16 protein-coding genes are annotated in these 16,753 nt (G+C 43.0%); 6 read left to right on the plus strand and 10 right to left on the minus strand.

Translation table 11 applies throughout. From position 1 onward, the window contains the following. Nucleotides 1–85 precede the first annotated feature (85 nt). The 4 genes from M2273_RS29315 to M2273_RS29330 all read right to left on the minus strand — a co-directional run bounded on the left by M2273_RS29315 (nt 86) and on the right by M2273_RS29330 (nt 4,478). Nucleotides 86–1,198 (minus strand): glutaminyl-peptide cyclotransferase, encoded by a 1,113-nt coding sequence (locus M2273_RS29315; RefSeq protein ID WP_429401710.1) that lies wholly within the window; start codon nt 1,196–1,198, stop codon nt 86–88. A 4-nt stretch (nt 1,199–1,202) separates the two neighbouring features. Further along, nucleotides 1,203–1,571 (minus strand): YraN family protein, encoded by a 369-nt coding sequence (locus M2273_RS29320; protein ID WP_429401712.1) that lies wholly within the window; start codon nt 1,569–1,571, stop codon nt 1,203–1,205. Beyond that, entirely contained in the window at nt 1,572–3,503 is a 1,932-nt protein-coding gene (dnaG, locus tag M2273_RS29325; protein WP_429401714.1) for a DNA primase, read from the minus strand. 108 nt (nt 3,504–3,611) lie between these two features. Continuing rightward, complete coding sequence (locus tag M2273_RS29330) at nt 3,612–4,478, minus strand: DMT family transporter (RefSeq protein ID WP_429401716.1); 867 nt, start codon at nt 4,476–4,478, stop codon at nt 3,612–3,614. A gap of 140 nt (nt 4,479–4,618) precedes the next feature. On the opposite strand from M2273_RS29330, the gene M2273_RS29335 reads away from it, so the two are divergent. From M2273_RS29335 to M2273_RS29360, 6 genes are all read left to right on the plus strand, one after another. Next, complete coding sequence (locus M2273_RS29335) at nt 4,619–5,119, plus strand: hypothetical protein (RefSeq protein WP_429401718.1); 501 nt, start codon at nt 4,619–4,621, stop codon at nt 5,117–5,119. 129 nt (nt 5,120–5,248) lie between these two features. Continuing rightward, entirely contained in the window at nt 5,249–5,740 is a 492-nt protein-coding gene (locus tag M2273_RS29340; RefSeq protein WP_429401720.1) for a hypothetical protein, read from the plus strand. A 32-nt stretch (nt 5,741–5,772) separates the two neighbouring features. Continuing rightward, complete coding sequence (asnS, locus tag M2273_RS29345) at nt 5,773–7,221, plus strand: asparagine--tRNA ligase (protein ID WP_429401722.1); 1,449 nt, start codon at nt 5,773–5,775, stop codon at nt 7,219–7,221. Between the two features lie 129 nt (nt 7,222–7,350). Then, a complete protein-coding gene (locus tag M2273_RS29350) occupies nt 7,351–7,812 on the plus strand; it encodes an SRPBCC family protein (protein WP_429401724.1) in 462 nt (153 codons plus the stop codon). 38 nt (nt 7,813–7,850) lie between these two features. Further along, complete coding sequence (locus tag M2273_RS29355) at nt 7,851–8,387, plus strand: RBBP9/YdeN family alpha/beta hydrolase (protein WP_429401726.1); 537 nt, start codon at nt 7,851–7,853, stop codon at nt 8,385–8,387. Between the two features lie 139 nt (nt 8,388–8,526). After that, nucleotides 8,527–9,612: an Ldh family oxidoreductase gene (locus tag M2273_RS29360; RefSeq protein WP_429401728.1), complete on the plus strand. Its 1,086-nt coding sequence runs from the start codon at nt 8,527–8,529 to the stop codon at nt 9,610–9,612. Nucleotides 9,613–9,897: 285 nt separating this feature from the next. Here M2273_RS29360 and lepB (M2273_RS29365) read toward each other — a convergent pair whose 3' ends face one another. The 6 genes from lepB (M2273_RS29365) to M2273_RS29390 all read right to left on the minus strand — a co-directional run bounded on the left by lepB (M2273_RS29365) (nt 9,898) and on the right by M2273_RS29390 (nt 16,752). Beyond that, entirely contained in the window at nt 9,898–11,376 is a 1,479-nt protein-coding gene (lepB, locus tag M2273_RS29365) for a signal peptidase I (protein ID WP_429401730.1), read from the minus strand. Nucleotides 11,377–11,403: 27 nt separating this feature from the next. After that, on the minus strand, nt 11,404–12,546 hold the full coding sequence (gene lepB, locus M2273_RS29370) for a signal peptidase I (protein WP_429401732.1): 1,143 nt from the start codon (nt 12,544–12,546) through the stop codon (nt 11,404–11,406). Between the two features lie 147 nt (nt 12,547–12,693). Then, the gene (gene lepB / locus M2273_RS29375; RefSeq protein WP_429401734.1) at nt 12,694–14,088 is read right to left on the minus strand and encodes a signal peptidase I; all 1,395 of its coding nucleotides are present in this window, start codon (nt 14,086–14,088) and stop codon (nt 12,694–12,696) included. A gap of 72 nt (nt 14,089–14,160) precedes the next feature. Next, the gene (gene dapB, locus M2273_RS29380; RefSeq protein ID WP_429401735.1) at nt 14,161–14,910 is read right to left on the minus strand and encodes a 4-hydroxy-tetrahydrodipicolinate reductase; all 750 of its coding nucleotides are present in this window, start codon (nt 14,908–14,910) and stop codon (nt 14,161–14,163) included. A gap of 134 nt (nt 14,911–15,044) precedes the next feature. After that, the gene (locus tag M2273_RS29385; RefSeq protein WP_429401736.1) at nt 15,045–15,716 is read right to left on the minus strand and encodes a DUF5683 domain-containing protein; all 672 of its coding nucleotides are present in this window, start codon (nt 15,714–15,716) and stop codon (nt 15,045–15,047) included. Between the two features lie 106 nt (nt 15,717–15,822). Next, nucleotides 15,823–16,752, minus strand: a complete 930-nt coding sequence (locus M2273_RS29390) for a ParB/RepB/Spo0J family partition protein (protein ID WP_429401738.1) — start codon at nt 16,750–16,752, stop codon at nt 15,823–15,825. Nucleotide 16,753: the final 1 nt, after the last annotated feature.

Consider the following 16,753-nt stretch of genomic DNA (forward strand, 5'->3'; position numbering starts at 1 on the left):
AAAGAAAAGGGCCTGAAATTTCAGGCCCTTTTCTTATTATTATTTCCTCTAAAGATTTAGGAGCTTCGCTTCCCCCTTCAGGGGGTTAGGGGGCTTTTACAAACTTAACCTGATATAATTGAGGCCATTTTTTACCGGTTACAAAAAGGCGTTTGCCTTTGGCGTCCCAGGCTATGCCATTAAGCACATTATTGTCCCAATCCCTGTCCTGCGGCCTGTCGGCCATAGGATATAAGTCCTTCATATCAATTAACTGCTCTACGGCGCCTGTTTTAGGGTTAATAACCAGTATGGTATCTTTTTGATAAATGTTGGCATAAAGTTTACCATCAATATACTCCAGTTCGTTTATAGAGTCAATCTGGCCAGTGTTATCACAAACATCAATAAAACCAGTAGGGTGGTAAGTATCCTTATCCCTAAACCAGATACGGTTAGTACTGTCGTCATTATAAAGTTTGTTGCCATCAAAACACATTCCCCAGCCTTCGGGACCTAAATTGTTAGGGAAGGTTTTGATCAGTTTAAACGTGTTCTTGTCATAAACAAATGCCACTTTTTCGCGGTAGGTAAGCTGTATTATCTTATCTCCCACAACCGATATCCCCTCGCCAAAGTATTGATCATCAAGTTTTATTTTCAACAGGGTTTTGCCGGTGTTAAGATCAAACTTACGTAATGCAGAGCGTTTATAGTCGCCAATGCTTTCATAAAAATGACCATCTTCATACTGCAATCCTTCGGTATAGGCACTGGTATCATGCGGAAACACTTTCTCAACCTTATAGGTATAATGTTCGGGCGCTTTGGCTGCAAGCAACAGAATATTAGTAGTTACATCCTGACTTTTACCACCAGCATAAATTTTAGCGGTTACTACCCTTATACCCAAAGGCAAAGTATCTGTTTTTAGGCTGATGCCTGATGTATCTTTGGTTACACCTATTTTGGTGGCTACAGGTAAGTAAACCGAATCGGCACCCATTTTTATATTTGTAGATGCCAGCAGGTACACTACCGAATCTACTTTGGCATCGGCAGGGAAACCAACCTTTAGTTTTACTTCATCACCCGCTTTGTAGGTAGTACCAGCTTCGGGACTGATGCTAAAATCTGCCGCGCTATCACTTGATTTATGGTTACAGCCAAATGCCAGCAAAGCGCCGGCTAAAAAAAGACCTTTAATTTTGTTATTCATAATGTTAGGTTGCCGATGGCCAAAACGCATCTTCAATATGATTTAGTATATAATTTTTATTTCTGTCGAACAAAATAGCAATAATATCAAACCGTACATCGCCCTGGTGGTTCATGAGGTAAATATATTCATCTGCCGCCTCGGCCAGTAATTTTTGCTTACGGGCATCAACAAAATCCTCAGGTTCGCCAAAACCGTTGCCGGTGCGCGTTTTAACTTCGGTAAATATAATAACCTTGTCTTTATATGCAATCAGGTCAATCTCGGCTTTACCATGGGTCCAGTTTTCGTCCAGTATTTCGTAACCGGTGTTTTCCAGGTGGGTTTTGGCTAAAGTTTCGCCGGTGCGGCCCAGATCAAGGTGTTGAGCCATTTATTTGATAATTACCGACCCTAAGAAATCGGAGATGGTTTTTTCAACTTTTTTCATGCGGATATACTGGTTAAGCAATATTTCCTGATCAGCTTCGGTCTCGGCCTTTTGCAGTTCGGTACGCAGGCCTTCCAGTATTTTGCCCACCTTATGTTTTTTAAGATGAAATATGGCACCCAGAATGGCAGCCTTCATGTTGGCCTGCTCATCGTGTATCATGATCTTATGCATCTCGTACCAATTTTCGCTTAGCGTATATTTGGTAGCCAGCATGTTAACCGTCAGATCAACAATGCCTTTGTCCTGATGATGAATAAAATAATAATCCTCTGGCAGTACGCCATTCTCTACCTCCTGCCGGTATAATTCAACAAACAGCTTGCATGATGGGTCTTCAAAAGTAACATCGCCCAACTCTGCTATCATAAACGGACCTATATAGGTATTAGCGATGCCATCCCAGTCAATCATTCTGTTGCCATACAATAACAGCAAACGAATGATCTCCTTTTCCTGAAAATGCTCTTCTTTAGTTTCCTTTACCTCGGGCTCATCAAAAAAGTTCGGCTCGTCTGGCTGCGGTGCATACCTGGTATTGGTTTGCTGCTGCTGACCATCCTTTTTCGCCTTGGCCTGGCGCATTTTATTTAGTTCGGATAGCAGGGCGCGCTCATCTATCTGTAATATATAACTACATTCCTTGATAAAAACAGATGCCTTGATCGAGTCCGGGATTCTAGCTATGCTCTCCACAATCTCGCGGATCACACCGGCTTTTTTTATAGGGTCATTACCGGCATCTTTTAAAAGGAGGTTAGCTTTGTAAAGGATAAAATCCTTTTTAGTTTCCTCGATATGTTTTTTGAAGGCGTTGGTACCTACACTGCGCACATACGAATCCGGATCATGCCCATCAGGAAAAGAAACCACTTTCACGTTGAGGCCTTCTTCCAATATCATATCCAGCCCGCGCAGGGAAGCTTTAATACCTGCCGCGTCGCCATCATATAAAATAGTGATGTTTTTGGTAAACCTGCTGATCAGCTTGATCTGCTCTACAGTTAATGAAGTACCCGACGATGCTACCACATTTTCGATACCAGCCTGGTGAACCGAAAGCACATCGGCATAACCTTCAACCAAATAGCAGTTATCTTCCTCGCGTATGGCTTTCTTGGCGAAGTACAGGCCATAAAGTACATTTGATTTATGGTAGATCTCAGACTCGGGTGAATTTACATACTTAGGTACGTTCTTATCCTTTTTAAGGGTACGCCCGCCAAAGGCTATTACCCGGCCAGTAAAACTATGTATCGGGAACATTACCCGGCCACGATAGCGGTCATATAAGTTACCGTTATCTCGTTTAACCGATAGGCCGCTCTCTACCAGAAACTGTTCCTGGTAGCCATCTTTTATGGCAGTACCCGTAAAAGCTTCCCATTGATCGGGCGAGTAACCCAGTTCAAATTTTTTAATAGTTTCGGTGTTGAAACCGCGTTCTTTAAAATAGCTCAGGCCGATGCTTTTACCCTCATCGGTATCAAGCAGGCTTTCATGAAAAAACTTAGCGGCAAAGGCCGTCACGATCATGAGGCTTTCGCGACGCTGATCTTCCTCCTTGTTTTCTGGGTGATCAATGGTTTCCTCAACCTCGATACCGTATTTCTTGGCCAGCCATTTTAATGCTTCGGGATAGGAAAATTTTTCCAGCTCCATTAAAAAGGTAACTGCCGAACCACCTTTGCCCGTAGAAAAATCTTTAAAGATGCCCTTTGCCGGCGATACCGTGAACGATGGTGTACGTTCATTGGCAAATGGTGACAGGCCCACATAGTTTGCCCCGCGTTTTTTTAGCTGCACAAATTCCCCAATCACCTCCACAATGTCGGTGGCTTCCATAATACGGTCGATGGTGGATTTTATGATCATGTGCTAAAATGCAAATGTAGGGTATCGGGTATCAAGTATCAAGTAGTTAGTATCAAGTATGATGAGTTGTTTATAAAAAAAGAAATGAAGTTATCCTGATACTTGATACTAACTACTTGATACTAACTGATTACGTGGCTTTAAAAATGTTACGGCTATGCCGGCAAGCACTATTACACTGCCAATGATTTCATTAACTGCAAGCTTTTCGTTCAGCAGGAATGCGGCAAGTAATCCGGCAAATACCGTTTGGCTTAGTAAGGCTATAGCCACTTTGGTTGATTCCAGGTATCTTAATGAGTAATTTATGGTGAGCCAACCGGTAAGCTGACAAATTAATCCCATCCCTATAAAACATAGCCAAACTTTTAGTGAAAAAACGGTGATCGTATTTCCCATAGAGCTATTTATCAGGAATAAAAAAACACTGGCGCCCAACATGCTGTAAAACATAAAGGTAAACACATCTATACTCGCCATGATGTTTTTGGTAATCATGATATAGGTTGCGTACAGCAAGCTGGCCAATACCGCAAGCAAAATACCCGCGTTGAGTTCCAGATGTAAAATGTGCTGATAGCCTACCAATACTACCATACCAATGATCGCTAAGAGCGTGCCTATCCAGAATAAATTTCCTGAGCGTTTTTTAAAAAGCAAAAAACTCAGCAAACCCACCCAAACCGGGGCCAGGTTGGCAAGCAGGGTTGATACTGTTGCGCTGATCTTTAACAAAGAGATATTCCAAACGGCCACGTCTGATGCAAAAACCACCCCTGCTGTTACCGCTATAATAAGCTGCCTTTTATCAATACGCAGTTTCTTTTTAATGATACAATAAGGCAGCAAACAAACCCAGGCAACAAACACACGGTAAAATGCAGAACCAATGGGCGCAACCCCGGCAAGCTTTACAAATATTGGCGAAAACGAGATGCATAAAATGCCGATAACCAAGCTCACTTTAGGGTTCATAAACAGGATAATAAAATGAGTGGCAAACTTAAGCAAATCGTTTTTTAATAAGACCTTTATCAAAGTTTGCTTCGCAAAATATTTAAGTCGCTGTAGCAAAAGTTTCTTTTTCGCCGTAATTGTATAAAAACCTTATTATCATGAAAAAATACCTACTTATTTTACTTTCAGCTACGGCTTTGTTTATGACGTCCTGTTACAAAAGAAGGGATTGCTGTGTTCTACCTAAAAGGGACGCATTTATTATGGCCGAAAAAAGTGGCGTACAATGGGAAGGGATCCCTACAACTACTGTATTTTCGCAGGATACCATTAATGTATATGCCGGCAACTTTAAAACCGGCCTTGAAGAAAACTTTGGCTTTTTAATAAAAGCGAGCACCACAGCCATTAGTTATCCACTAAAAGGCAATCAAGCCTACTATTTTAATACTGTTGGTCGTGATGTATCAGTTAGCGGTTATAAACTCGATGATACCTTTACCAACCAGGTAACGGTTACCAGCTATGATCAAAGCACCAAAACTGTAACAGGTACTTTTCAAATGAAATTTATTAAAACGTATGATAACCCAACCGGTAGTTATCCGGATAAGGTCAGCTTTTTAAACGGAAAATTCAAGGCAGTTTTACCCAATTAATGATCGGGCTTAACTAAGCATTCATAACGAACAATAAATTAGCAAATAGCTGATAAGTAAAGGTGTAATACCAACTTTTAGGTATATTTATAAAACCAGTTATTGATAACCTGTTACAGTTCAATCGTTGTGAAAAAACACCTGCTTTATTTACTTTTCGTAACGCTTTTGCTTTTTGCATCATGTGCCAAAAAGGAATGCTGTGATTTTCCACCCATTCCTAATTTTATCCTCGCCCAAAAAAATGGCGTAGAATGGGCAGGCGACCCTTCAGATTCTGCTATAGAGCGGGATACCACTATTGTAACCGGCAACAATACCACAGCAGGGCAGCAAGAAATAATTGGTTTCAAGCTCCGGGTGGATGACCCGGGTTACTATACGCTAAAAAACAATGAAGGCTATTATTACATCATCAGGGATAATGCAACAATAGCCAGGTATAAACTTAGCCCAACACATAGTAATACGGTAGTAGTTGTTGCATTTAATGCAACCGACAAAATACTGCAGGGTTATTTTGATCTTAAATTTGTTAAAACCTTTGACATCCCGGCAGGTACCCAGCCTGATAGTATTAGCTTTTTAAGCGGAAAATTCAAAGTGGCTTTACATAATTAATTGTATTTTTGCGGCTCTAAAAAACATACTATATGAGCCAGCGAGTAAAGATCAAAGCATTGCTGCAGAGCCAGCAAACAGAAATTGATGTAACAGTTAAGGGATGGGTACGCTCCTTCCGTTCTAATCGTTTTATTGCTTTGAATGATGGCTCAACTAATAACAACATCCAAATTGTTGTTGACTTTGAAAACACCGACCCTGCCCTTTTGAAACGTATCACGGTTGGCGCCGCTTTAAGCGTTGCTGGTAAACTGGTAGCCTCACAGGGTAAAGGCCAAACAGTTGAAGTTATAGCAACTGATATTGAAGTACTGGGCGATAGCGATCCTGAAAAATATCCTATCCAGCCTAAAAAACATAGCCTGGAGTTTTTAAGGGAACACGCCCACCTGCGTTTCCGTACCAATACTTTTGGGGCGATATTCCGGGTGCGCAATAGCCTGGCTTTCGCGGTACACCAGTTTTTTCAGGAGCGTGGGTTTGTTTACCTGCATACACCTGTTATCACTGCATCAGATGCAGAAGGCGCGGGTGAAACCTTCCATGTAACCAACTTTGACCTGGATAACATCCCTAAAACAGATACCGGCGAGATTGATTTTAAACAGGACTTTTTTGGCCGCCCTACCAACCTTACCGTATCCGGTCAGCTGGAAGGCGAACTGGGTGCTATGGCCCTGAGCGATATTTATACATTTGGCCCAACCTTCCGTGCCGAAAACTCCAACACCACCCGCCACCTGGCCGAGTTTTGGATGATTGAGCCCGAGGTTGCCTTTAATGATCTGAACGACAACATGGACCTTGCCGAGGACATGCTGAAATATGTGATCAAATACACGCTGGATAAAAATGCCGACGATATGGAGTTTTTGACCCAGCGCCTGCAGGAAGAGGAAAAGCAAAAACCACAGAACGAACGCCAGGAAATGAGCCTGCTGGAGAAACTGCAGTTTTGTTTGGATCATGATTTTGAGCGGCTTACTTATACCGAGGCTATTGAGATCTTAAAAGAATCGACCCCGAACAAAAAGAAAAAGTTCCAGTACCCGGTTGAAGGCTGGGGAACCGACCTGCAAAGTGAACATGAACGTTACCTGGTTGAAAAACACTTTAAAAAACCGGTGATCCTGACCGATTACCCTAAGGAGATCAAAGCATTTTACATGCGCCAGAACGAACCTGATGCCAACGGCCGCGAAACTGTGCGTGCCATGGATATCCTGTTCCCGGGTATTGGCGAAATTATAGGCGGATCGCAGCGTGAAGAGCGTTTGGATAAACTGGAACAACGCATGGACGAAATGGACATCCCTAAGGATGAACTTTGGTGGTACCTGGATACGCGCCGTTTCGGCACTTGTCCGCATGCCGGGTTTGGCCTGGGGTTTGAACGTTTGGTACTGTTTGTAACCGGCATGGGCAACATCCGCGATGTGATCCCTTTCCCAAGATTCCCGAAGAATGCGGAATTTTAAACTGTATTTTGTGATTCCACCGATAGTTTTTGATTTCACCGATTAGTCCGTGTGGATTAATCAGTGAAATCATCTTATCAATTAAAATCGGTGTAATCATCCGTTAAAATCGGTGTAATCACAATATACATGCCCATAATTGAATTAGCTACCCACATCAATGCCCCTATTCAGCAATGTTTTGACCTGGCCAGGAGCATTGATGTTCATGTAGCTTCAACCCGGCAAACCGGCGAAACAGCGATAGCAGGCCGTACCAGCGGCTTGATTGAGCTGGGAGAATCCGTTACCTGGCGGGCCAGGCATTTGGGCAAATGGCAAACCCTAACTTCAAAGATCACCGAGTTTGAATATCCCAACTTCTTTACCGACGAAATGGTGGAAGGCGCGTTTAAAAGTTTCAGGCATGAGCATTACTTTTTCCCCGTAAAAGATCAAACCCTGATGAAGGATATATTTATGTTTGAATCGCCACATGGTTTTTGGGGACATGTGGCCAATGCTGTTTTTTTAAAATGGTATATGACCCGGCTTTTGGAAAAACGGAACAAAGTGATCAAGGAAATAGCCGAGAGCCCCCCAGCCCCCTAAAAGGGGAGTTAATTTGTTTTGATAGTTATATTTATAAAATGATCTTTCAATCTACCATCCTCACTCATCCGGGCTTGGGTAACTCTGGCCCCGCACACTGGCAATCCCTATGGGAAAAGCAATTTAATTTTGATCGCATTGAGCAGCAAGACTGGGAAACCCCCATTTGCACCGATTGGATAACTACCTTAAATAGTTATGTACAGCAGCATGACCCCGGCACTGTAATATTGGTGGGGCACAGCCTGGCATGCACCGCCATAGCTTATTGGGCGCAAAAATATAACGTGAGCATAAAAGGAGCCTTACTGGTTGCCCCCAGCGATACCGAAGCTGATACCTACCCATCAGGCACCACCGGCTTTACACCTGTGCCTTTAATAAAACTCCCCTTTAAAAGCATAGTGGTGGCCAGCAATAATGATTATTATGTAAATACTGAACGGGCACACCTGTTTGCCAACAGCTGGGGCAGCGAGCTCGTTAATATTGGCGATGCCGGTCATATCAATGTAGCATCGGGCTATGGCGAGTGGGCACAAGGGTTGGAGTTACTAAAGCGACTGGATAATTGATATATTTATCCACTTAAATGTGCAGATTTCAGATGTGCAAATATGCAGATGTCAGAATTGCATCAAGACATTTACAATTTACACAAAGCCATCTGCACATCTGAAATTTGCACATCTGCACATCTTATTTTAATATACCATGCTTATAAACCCATCAACCCTGCGTGTTTTTACACAAAATATTTTTCTGGCCATTGGTTGCAGTACCGAACATGCAACCCTTGCTGCCGATGTTTTGCTGCGTTCCGATTTGCGGGGAATTGACTCGCATGGGGTGGCACGCCTGAGCGGCTATGTGAGGCTATGGGAAAAGAACCGCATTAATCCCAAACCCGACATCCGGATAGTACACGAAACGCCTACCACGGCCACCGTTGATGGCGACGCGGGCCTGGGCCTGGTGGTTGCCCCCTATGCCATGCAGGTGGCCATCAAGAAAGCCGAACTATATGGCTCAGGGTGGGTATCGGTACGTAACTCTAACCACTTTGGAATTGCAGGTTATCACGCGTTAATGGCGGTTGAAAAAGATATGATAGGTTTTGCTATGACCAATGCAAGTCCGCTGGTGGCGCCAACTTACTCTAACGAGCGGCTTTTGGGTACAAACCCAATGTGCTATGCCTTCCCCGCAGGCCATTACCCGCCTGTGGTGGTTGATCTGGCTACCTCTGCCGCGGCCAATGGCAAACTGGAAATTGCCCAGCGCCTGGGCAAACAGGTGCCCGAAGGCTGGATACAAGACAAGCGCGGCAATTATACTACTGATCCCCATGCTTTAAAATCGGGCGGTTCCCTGTTGCCGTTGGGCAGCGACCGTGATCACGGCAGCCATAAAGGTTTTGGGTTGAGCGCTACGGTTGATATTTTGTCGGCGGTGTTATCGGGTGCCAATTACGGCCCCTGGGTGCCACCGTTTGTAGCTTTTCTTGATCCCCCCGAAAACCCGGTTGGTAAAGGCATAGGGCATTTTGTAGGCGCCATGCGGGTTGATGGTTTTCGGCCGGTTGATGAATTTAAATCACACCTTGATAACTGGATAGCCCGCTTCAAAACCTCTACCACGGTTGATCCCATGCAAAAAGTTATTATCCCCGGCGAACCTGAACTGGAAGCCGAAAATCACCGGAGCATTAACGGTATCCCGCTGGTTGATGCCGTGGTTACTGATCTGAATGCATTGGCCGAGCGGTTTGGGGTGAGCCCCCTAAGCCCAGCCCCCTAACCCCCTGAAGGGGGAATTGATAGTCCTGATGGATTGCCTTTAAAAACCACGTCATTGCTTCTCTCAAATTGTCATCCTGAACATAGCGAAGGATCTGTTCATGAACTATGCATGTTGTAGATTAGATTCTTCGCTATGCTCAGAATGACAAAAGTTTATTGTTTGATTCGTACCTCAGCAATGACGCGCGGAGAGGGTATCATCCCTATTATCAAACAAAAATGCCCGCTCAATAAACAAGCGGGCATCAAAACCTTTAGTTCCCCCTTCAGGGGGTTAGGGGGCTTAATGTATAATATTAAACAACCTGCTCCACCTTATTTTGTTCAGGAAGGAGGCATTATCATCAATGCTCATCCAAATAAACAGCGCTTTGCCTACAATGTGGTCTTCGGGCACAAAACCCCAGAAACGTGAATCTTCGGAGTTGTGGCGGTTATCGCCCATCATAAAGTAATAGTTTAGTTTAAAGGTATAGCTGTCGGTTTTTACACCATTGATCAGGATATCCTTGCCAACTACCTGCACCTTGTTACCTTCGTATATCTCAATAGCACGACCATAAACCGGGAATGTTAAACTATCCAGCTTTACCTTCCATCCGTGTTTAGGCACAATGATGGGGCCGTAATTATCCACATTCCATTTAAAATCAGGGAAGTTTGGTGTGATCTTATACTTTGGAAATAACTCAGGATAAACCGTATTTAATGGATCTGCTATCCCCCTGGGCGTAATATCAGGCGTAATAGCTTTAATATTTGAGTAATCTTTTAAAGCTTTAACTGATTGTGCTGTTGTATTAACCTTAAAAGTGGTATTGTTAACAGGTGCTATATCTGATAAGTGCAGGTCGCTGATCAGTTGGGGATTGATCTCGCTACCATCTGATTGTACCACGTATTTCATTTCGCCATGTGGCGGTGTAATAGCAGCTTTACCATTTATAAAAACCTGCGCGTCAACCACACTCAGGGTATCGCCGGGTGTGCCCTGGCAGCGTTTAATATAATTTTCGCGTTTATCAACCGGCCTGTACAAAGGCGAATCGGCATCCATAGGGTAGTTAAAAACTACTACATCGCCTTTTTTAACATCGCTAAGGCCTGGCAAGCGGTAATAGGGCAGCTCAACACCATCCCAATAGGCCTTGGTACCAATAAGCGGCATGGTATGGTGCGCAAAAGGAAAAGCCAAAGGCGTCATGGGCAAGCGGGCGCCATAGTTAACCTTGCTTACAAACAGGTAATCGCCAATTAATAAGGAGCTCTCCATTGATGCGCTGGGAATTACATAAGCCTCAATAAAAAAAGTACGGATCAGCGTAGCGGCAATTACCGCGAAAATAATAGCGTCGGCCCATTCGCGTGTGGCAGTCTTTTTAAGGGAGATCTTATATTTTTCCCTGAACTCCGGGCTTGCCGACTTGCCTAAGTATTTGGTATTTTTATCAAAACCCCATTTAGGGAAATATATGAAAGATAGAGCTACACCTGCAATGTGTTCGCTTAATGAAAATTTTCCGTATGATTTTACAAAATCAACTACGATGCCTATAGCTACTAAGAAACCAAGACCGGGAATAAGCAGCAGTATAAACCACCAGGCCGGCCGGCCGCTTAGTTTGATCATTACATAAAAATTATAGAGGGGAATGATAGCCTGCCAACCCGGCTCTCCGGCTTTTTCAAATAGTTTCCATAAGCCTACATAAGGCAAAATGATCAGTATTATAAATGCAATTACAAATTCTACAACGTTCACTTTATTAGCTTTATATTATTTTATCAATTAATGTATCCCTCTAAATAACCTGCTCCAGCGTATTTTATTTACAAAAGAGGCCGTACTATCAATGCTCATCCAGGTAAATAGTGCCTTCCCAACTACATGATCTTCCGGTAAAAAACCCCAAAAGCGCGAATCTGTAGAGTTATGGCGGTTATCGCCCATCATAAAGTAATAGTTCATTTTAAAAGTGTAAGTATCGGCTTTTTTATCGTTGATAAAAATATCATGGCCAACTACCTTTACTTTATTATGCTCATAAATTTCAATGGCGCGGCCATAGATTGGGAAAGTTAAACTATCCAGCTTTACCGTCCACCCTTTTTTGGGTATAATGACCGGACCAAAGTTATCCAGGTTCCAGGTGTATTTAGGAAAGCTCGGGGTTGTTTTATACTGTGGATGCGCGGTAGGGTAAACCGGGTTAAGATTATCAGGTATTCCTTTAGGTGCAATATCAGCCGTAACCGATTTAATATTGGAGTAACCTTTTAATGTATTGGCCGAGGCCACGGTAGTGTTGGTCTTAAAATCGGTATTGTTGATAGACGCCATATCGGTTAAATGCAGTTCATCAATCAGCTGCGGATTTATCTGGCTGCCATCGCTTTTTACCACATAGGTCATTTCGCCTTGGGGGGCAGTGGTTTCGGCTTTACCGTTAATATATACCTGGGCATCAACCACGCTCAGGGTATCACCGGGGGTTCCCTGGCAGCGCTTAATAATATTTTCGCGCTTGTCAACCGGCCTGTACAAAGGCGAATCGGCCTCCATTGGCAGGTTAAAAACCACAACGTCGCCCTTTTTAATATCGCTAAAGCCGGGTAAACGGTAATAAGGCAATTGTATGCCATCCCAATAGGCTTTTGTACCTATCAATGGCATAGTATGATGAGTAAACGGAAATGCCACTGGTGTTATGGGTGTACGTGCTCCGTAATTTACCTTGCTTACAAATAAATAATCGCCAATTAACAGGGAGCTTTCCATAGATCCGCTGGGGATCACATATGCCTCAATAAAAAGTGTACGGATCAGCGTAGCGGCTATAACTGCAAAAACAATGGCATCGGCCCACTCACGAACAGCGCCTTTTTTTTTCTTGGTTTTGCTTTTATCTTTTTTCCAGAATTTCCAGTTCATGTATTTTGATGTGCAAATTTCAAATGTGCAGATTTTTTAAATGTATATAATTATTTTTTATTACCTATGACTGTTGTGTAAGCTATATGTTACTATGCATTTATATATTTGAGTTTGCACATCTATTCATGATTTGCACATCTAAAATCAGTTTATCCCCCTAAACAAGCGGCTCCATCTGATCTTGTTAGCCGATGGCGAAGTTGCATCCCAGCTCATCCATACAAACAAAGCTTTACCTACAATATGGTCTTCAGGTACAAACCCCCAAAAACGCGAATCTTCAGAATTATGGCGATTGTCGCCCATCATCCAGTAATAGTTCATTTTAAAGGTATAGCTATTTGTTTTTTTGCCATTTATGGTGATGTCGTTCCCATTAACCTGCAGCTTATTATTTTCATAAACTGCAATGGCCCGGCTATAAAATGGCAGCGTAAGACTGTCCAGCTTTACAGTCCAACCCTTTTTGGGGATAATGATGGGGCCAAAATTATCAACGTTCCACCTGTAATGCGGGTTGTGCGGAAATATTTCGGGGTCATAAACCCCTCTTAATCGTACATTGGGTGTAACCGTTTTTATATTCGAATATCCCTTAAGCATTTGGGCCGAATGCTCCGTCATATTCATCATGTAATCCCGATTGGTGAATTGCTGAATATCTGACAAATGCAGATCATATATCATCTGTGGATCAAACCTGCTGTCATCAGCGCGTACCATGTATTCCATTTCGCCGTGTGGGGGCATTTTGGCAGGTTTGCTGTTCACATATACCCGGGCATCAATGAGGCTAAGGGTATCGCCTGGGGCACCCTGACAACGTTTAATATAATTTTCACGCTTATCAACCGGTCTGTAAAATGGCGAATCGGCATCCATCGGATAATTAAACACCACTACATCGCCTTTTTTAATTTCACTTAAACCAGGCAAACGAAAATATGGTAATTTGATGCCATCCCAATAGGCTTTGGTGCCCGTAAGTGGCATGGTATGATGTGCAAACGGAAAGGCTACAGGTGTCATGGGCAAACGGGCGCCATAATTAACTTTGCTTACAAATAAAAAATCGCCCACCAGAAGCGAGCTTTCCATTGAAGGGGTTGGTATGGTATAGGCCTCGATAAAAAGCGAGCGGATCAGCGTGGCGGCCACTACAGCGAAAATAACGGCCTCGGTCCACTCCCGGGCCGATGACCTTTTAAGGTCCTGCCTGTATTTTTCCTGAAACTCAGCACTTGCCGAAGCGCCTAAATAACTGGTTTTTTCATCAAACCCCCATTTAGGTAAGTAAATGAACCCCAGCAGCACGCCTGCGGCCTGCTGGCGCAGTTTTGTTTTACCAAATGATTTTATAAAATCAATGTAAATGCCTAATTCAACTATAATGCCTACACCGGGTATAATAAGCAGCAATAGCAGCCACCATGGCCTGCCGCTAATTTTTAGCATAATATAGGTACCGTAAACAGGAACCAGGGCTTCCCAACCGGCACGACCGGCCTTTTTAAACAATTGCCAGAAGCCTATGGTCATTAAAATTAATAAAGGGGCCGTAATAATGTAAACCCCAATATAAGCTCCTGTATCCATTTATTGATAACGTAATTAGCTATTAAAATCAAACATGGCCTCCACCGAATAAAAACCTTTTTTATCGTGGATCCATTCGGCTGCCAATACCGCGCCTAAGGCAAAGCCATTACGGTTATGCGCGGTATGTTTAAATTCAATCATATCAACTTCTGAATCATAAATAACGGTATGTGTACCCGGAATGTTATCAATACGCATAGATTCGATCAGCAACTGGTTATCAGTAACCGTTTCATCATCATCTTTGTCATCGGTAGTTAACACGTTGATCCACTCCCGTTTTGAATCAAGATTTTCAATGATACCTTCGGCAATGGTTATGGCTGTACCGCTTGGCGCGTCCATTTTTTGGGTGTGATGAATTTCTTCAACCTGTACATCATAGTACGGGTAACGGTTCATTACTTTGGCCAGCAAACGGTTAACATGAAAAAATATATTTACCCCCACACTAAAGTTTGATGCATACATTAGTGAATTGCCATCCTGCTCGCATCTTTGTTTTATTTCGGGTATTTTATCATACCAACCAGTTGTGCCTATTACAATAGGTACCCCCGCGTTAAAGCAATGGTCAATGTTGCCCAATACAGATGATGGCGTGGTAAACTCAATTACCGCATCGGCTTTTTGTAAATTTTCGGCAGTAAGATCATGCAGGTTATCATGATCAATAGTTAAAACAATTTCATGCTTGCGGCCAATGGCGATCTTTTCAATGATCTTGCCCATTTTTCCATAGCCCAGTAATGCTATCTTCATTATTTACTTTTTATTATTATTCAGTATCAAGCAGTTAGTATCAAGTATCAAGACTGCTGCATTTTTCATGTAAAGAGGTCAAGAATCTTGATACTTGATACTAACTACTTGATACTAACTGTATGATACCAATCCTAAAACGTAAAGGTAATTTTTATAGCCGGAATAAAAGAGACATTAGTACTTTGTGCATAAACTGGCTGGTTTAAAACGCCAGGTGTAACTTTTATGGCCAGGTCATTATCAACCGTGTAGGAGTGTATGAATTTGGCGTCAATATAAGCATCAATGGTTTGGATACCCCATGTGGCCAAAATACCAAGTATGCTTAGGTCGCGGTTACGCCTGTTACCATCAGCAGCGCTTGCAAAATCCGACTCAGAAACACCACTTCCATACGCATTGTATTCGGCATAATACTTATCATTTGGACCGGGCGCAATACCTTGTCGCTTATACTTTGCAAGGGTTATAAATTGGGTATAATATTTCTGATTAAATATTACGGCCGCAGCCAGCAAACCCACACCTCCATAAATAATTGGCACTTTCCACCAGCGGTGGTTATACAACTGGCCCCATCCGGGCACCATCAGGGAATGCATTACTGCTTTATGCGGACTGTGCAAGCTATCGGGATGATAGGTTTTTTCCTTTTTTATAGGAGGAGCAAAAGAGCCCGGCGCTGTATTTGATGCTTTCCTCACCGTATCGCTTTTGCCCACCACAGCCGTATCTGTAACCTGTGCCTGAGCTGCAAAGGTAAACACCGTGATAAACCCAATAACAAACAAAAATTTATACATTTTTAAGAAAATACAATTGAAGTAGCAAGTAGTTAGTATCATGACATTGCATTTTTATACACTTTCAAAAATCCTGATACTTGATATTAAAACTTGATACTAATTTTTACCAATCCAGCATCTCAAGGATACGGCCCAGATCATCTTCTGAAAGGAATGGTATTTCAATAACCCCATTCCCCCTGCTGCCTACCTTAAGTGTTACCCGTGTACTAAACTTTGAAGCCAGGTCGTCTTGTATTTTTTGCAATTGATATGATACCGGCTCGGGTTGTTTGCCCTCTTTTTTTACCGGTGCCTTTTGCATGTCACGAACTAATTCTTCAACCTTACGAACGGATAAACCTTGCTGAATAATATGCTGATGTAAATATAATTGTTTGGCGGGGTCTTCAATAGTGATAAGCGCCTTGGCATGACCCATGCTAATTGCCCCATCACGAATAGATGCCTGTATACTTGGCGGCAATTTTAACAGGCGCAGGTAATTGGTAACTGTCGACCGGTTTTTGCTCACCCTGTCGCCCAGTTCTTCCTGTTTAAGGTTACACTCCTCAATCATACGCTGAAAGCTAAGGGCTACTTCAATAGCATTCAGGTTTTCGCGCTGAATGTTTTCAATCAGTGCCATTTCCAGCATTTGCTGGTCATTGGCCGTGCGCACATATGCCGGTATTTGTGTCAAACCAGCTATTTTTGATGCACGGAAACGACGTTCGCCAGATATGAGCTGGTATTTATGCGCGTTAACACGCCTTACAGTTATAGGCTGTATAAGCCCCTGTAATTTAATGGAGTCGGCCAGTTCGGCCAGGGCCTGCTCATCAAAATCAGTACGGGGCTGAAAAGGGTTTACCTCGATCTCGGCCAATTGTATCTCATTTACCGATCCCAGGCTGTTAACCTCAACTGCTGATGTTGAGGCTTCCCTATCTTTATTGTTATCCTTAGTTTTATTATACGGTTGTACGTTTACAGAATCATTCAACAGCGCACTTAATCCTTTGCCCAGGGCATTTCTTCTTTCACTACTCATT

It is taken from the genome of Mucilaginibacter lappiensis (genome assembly GCF_050433765.1).
Taxonomy (GTDB): Bacteria; Bacteroidota; Bacteroidia; order Sphingobacteriales; family Sphingobacteriaceae; genus Mucilaginibacter; species Mucilaginibacter lappiensis_A.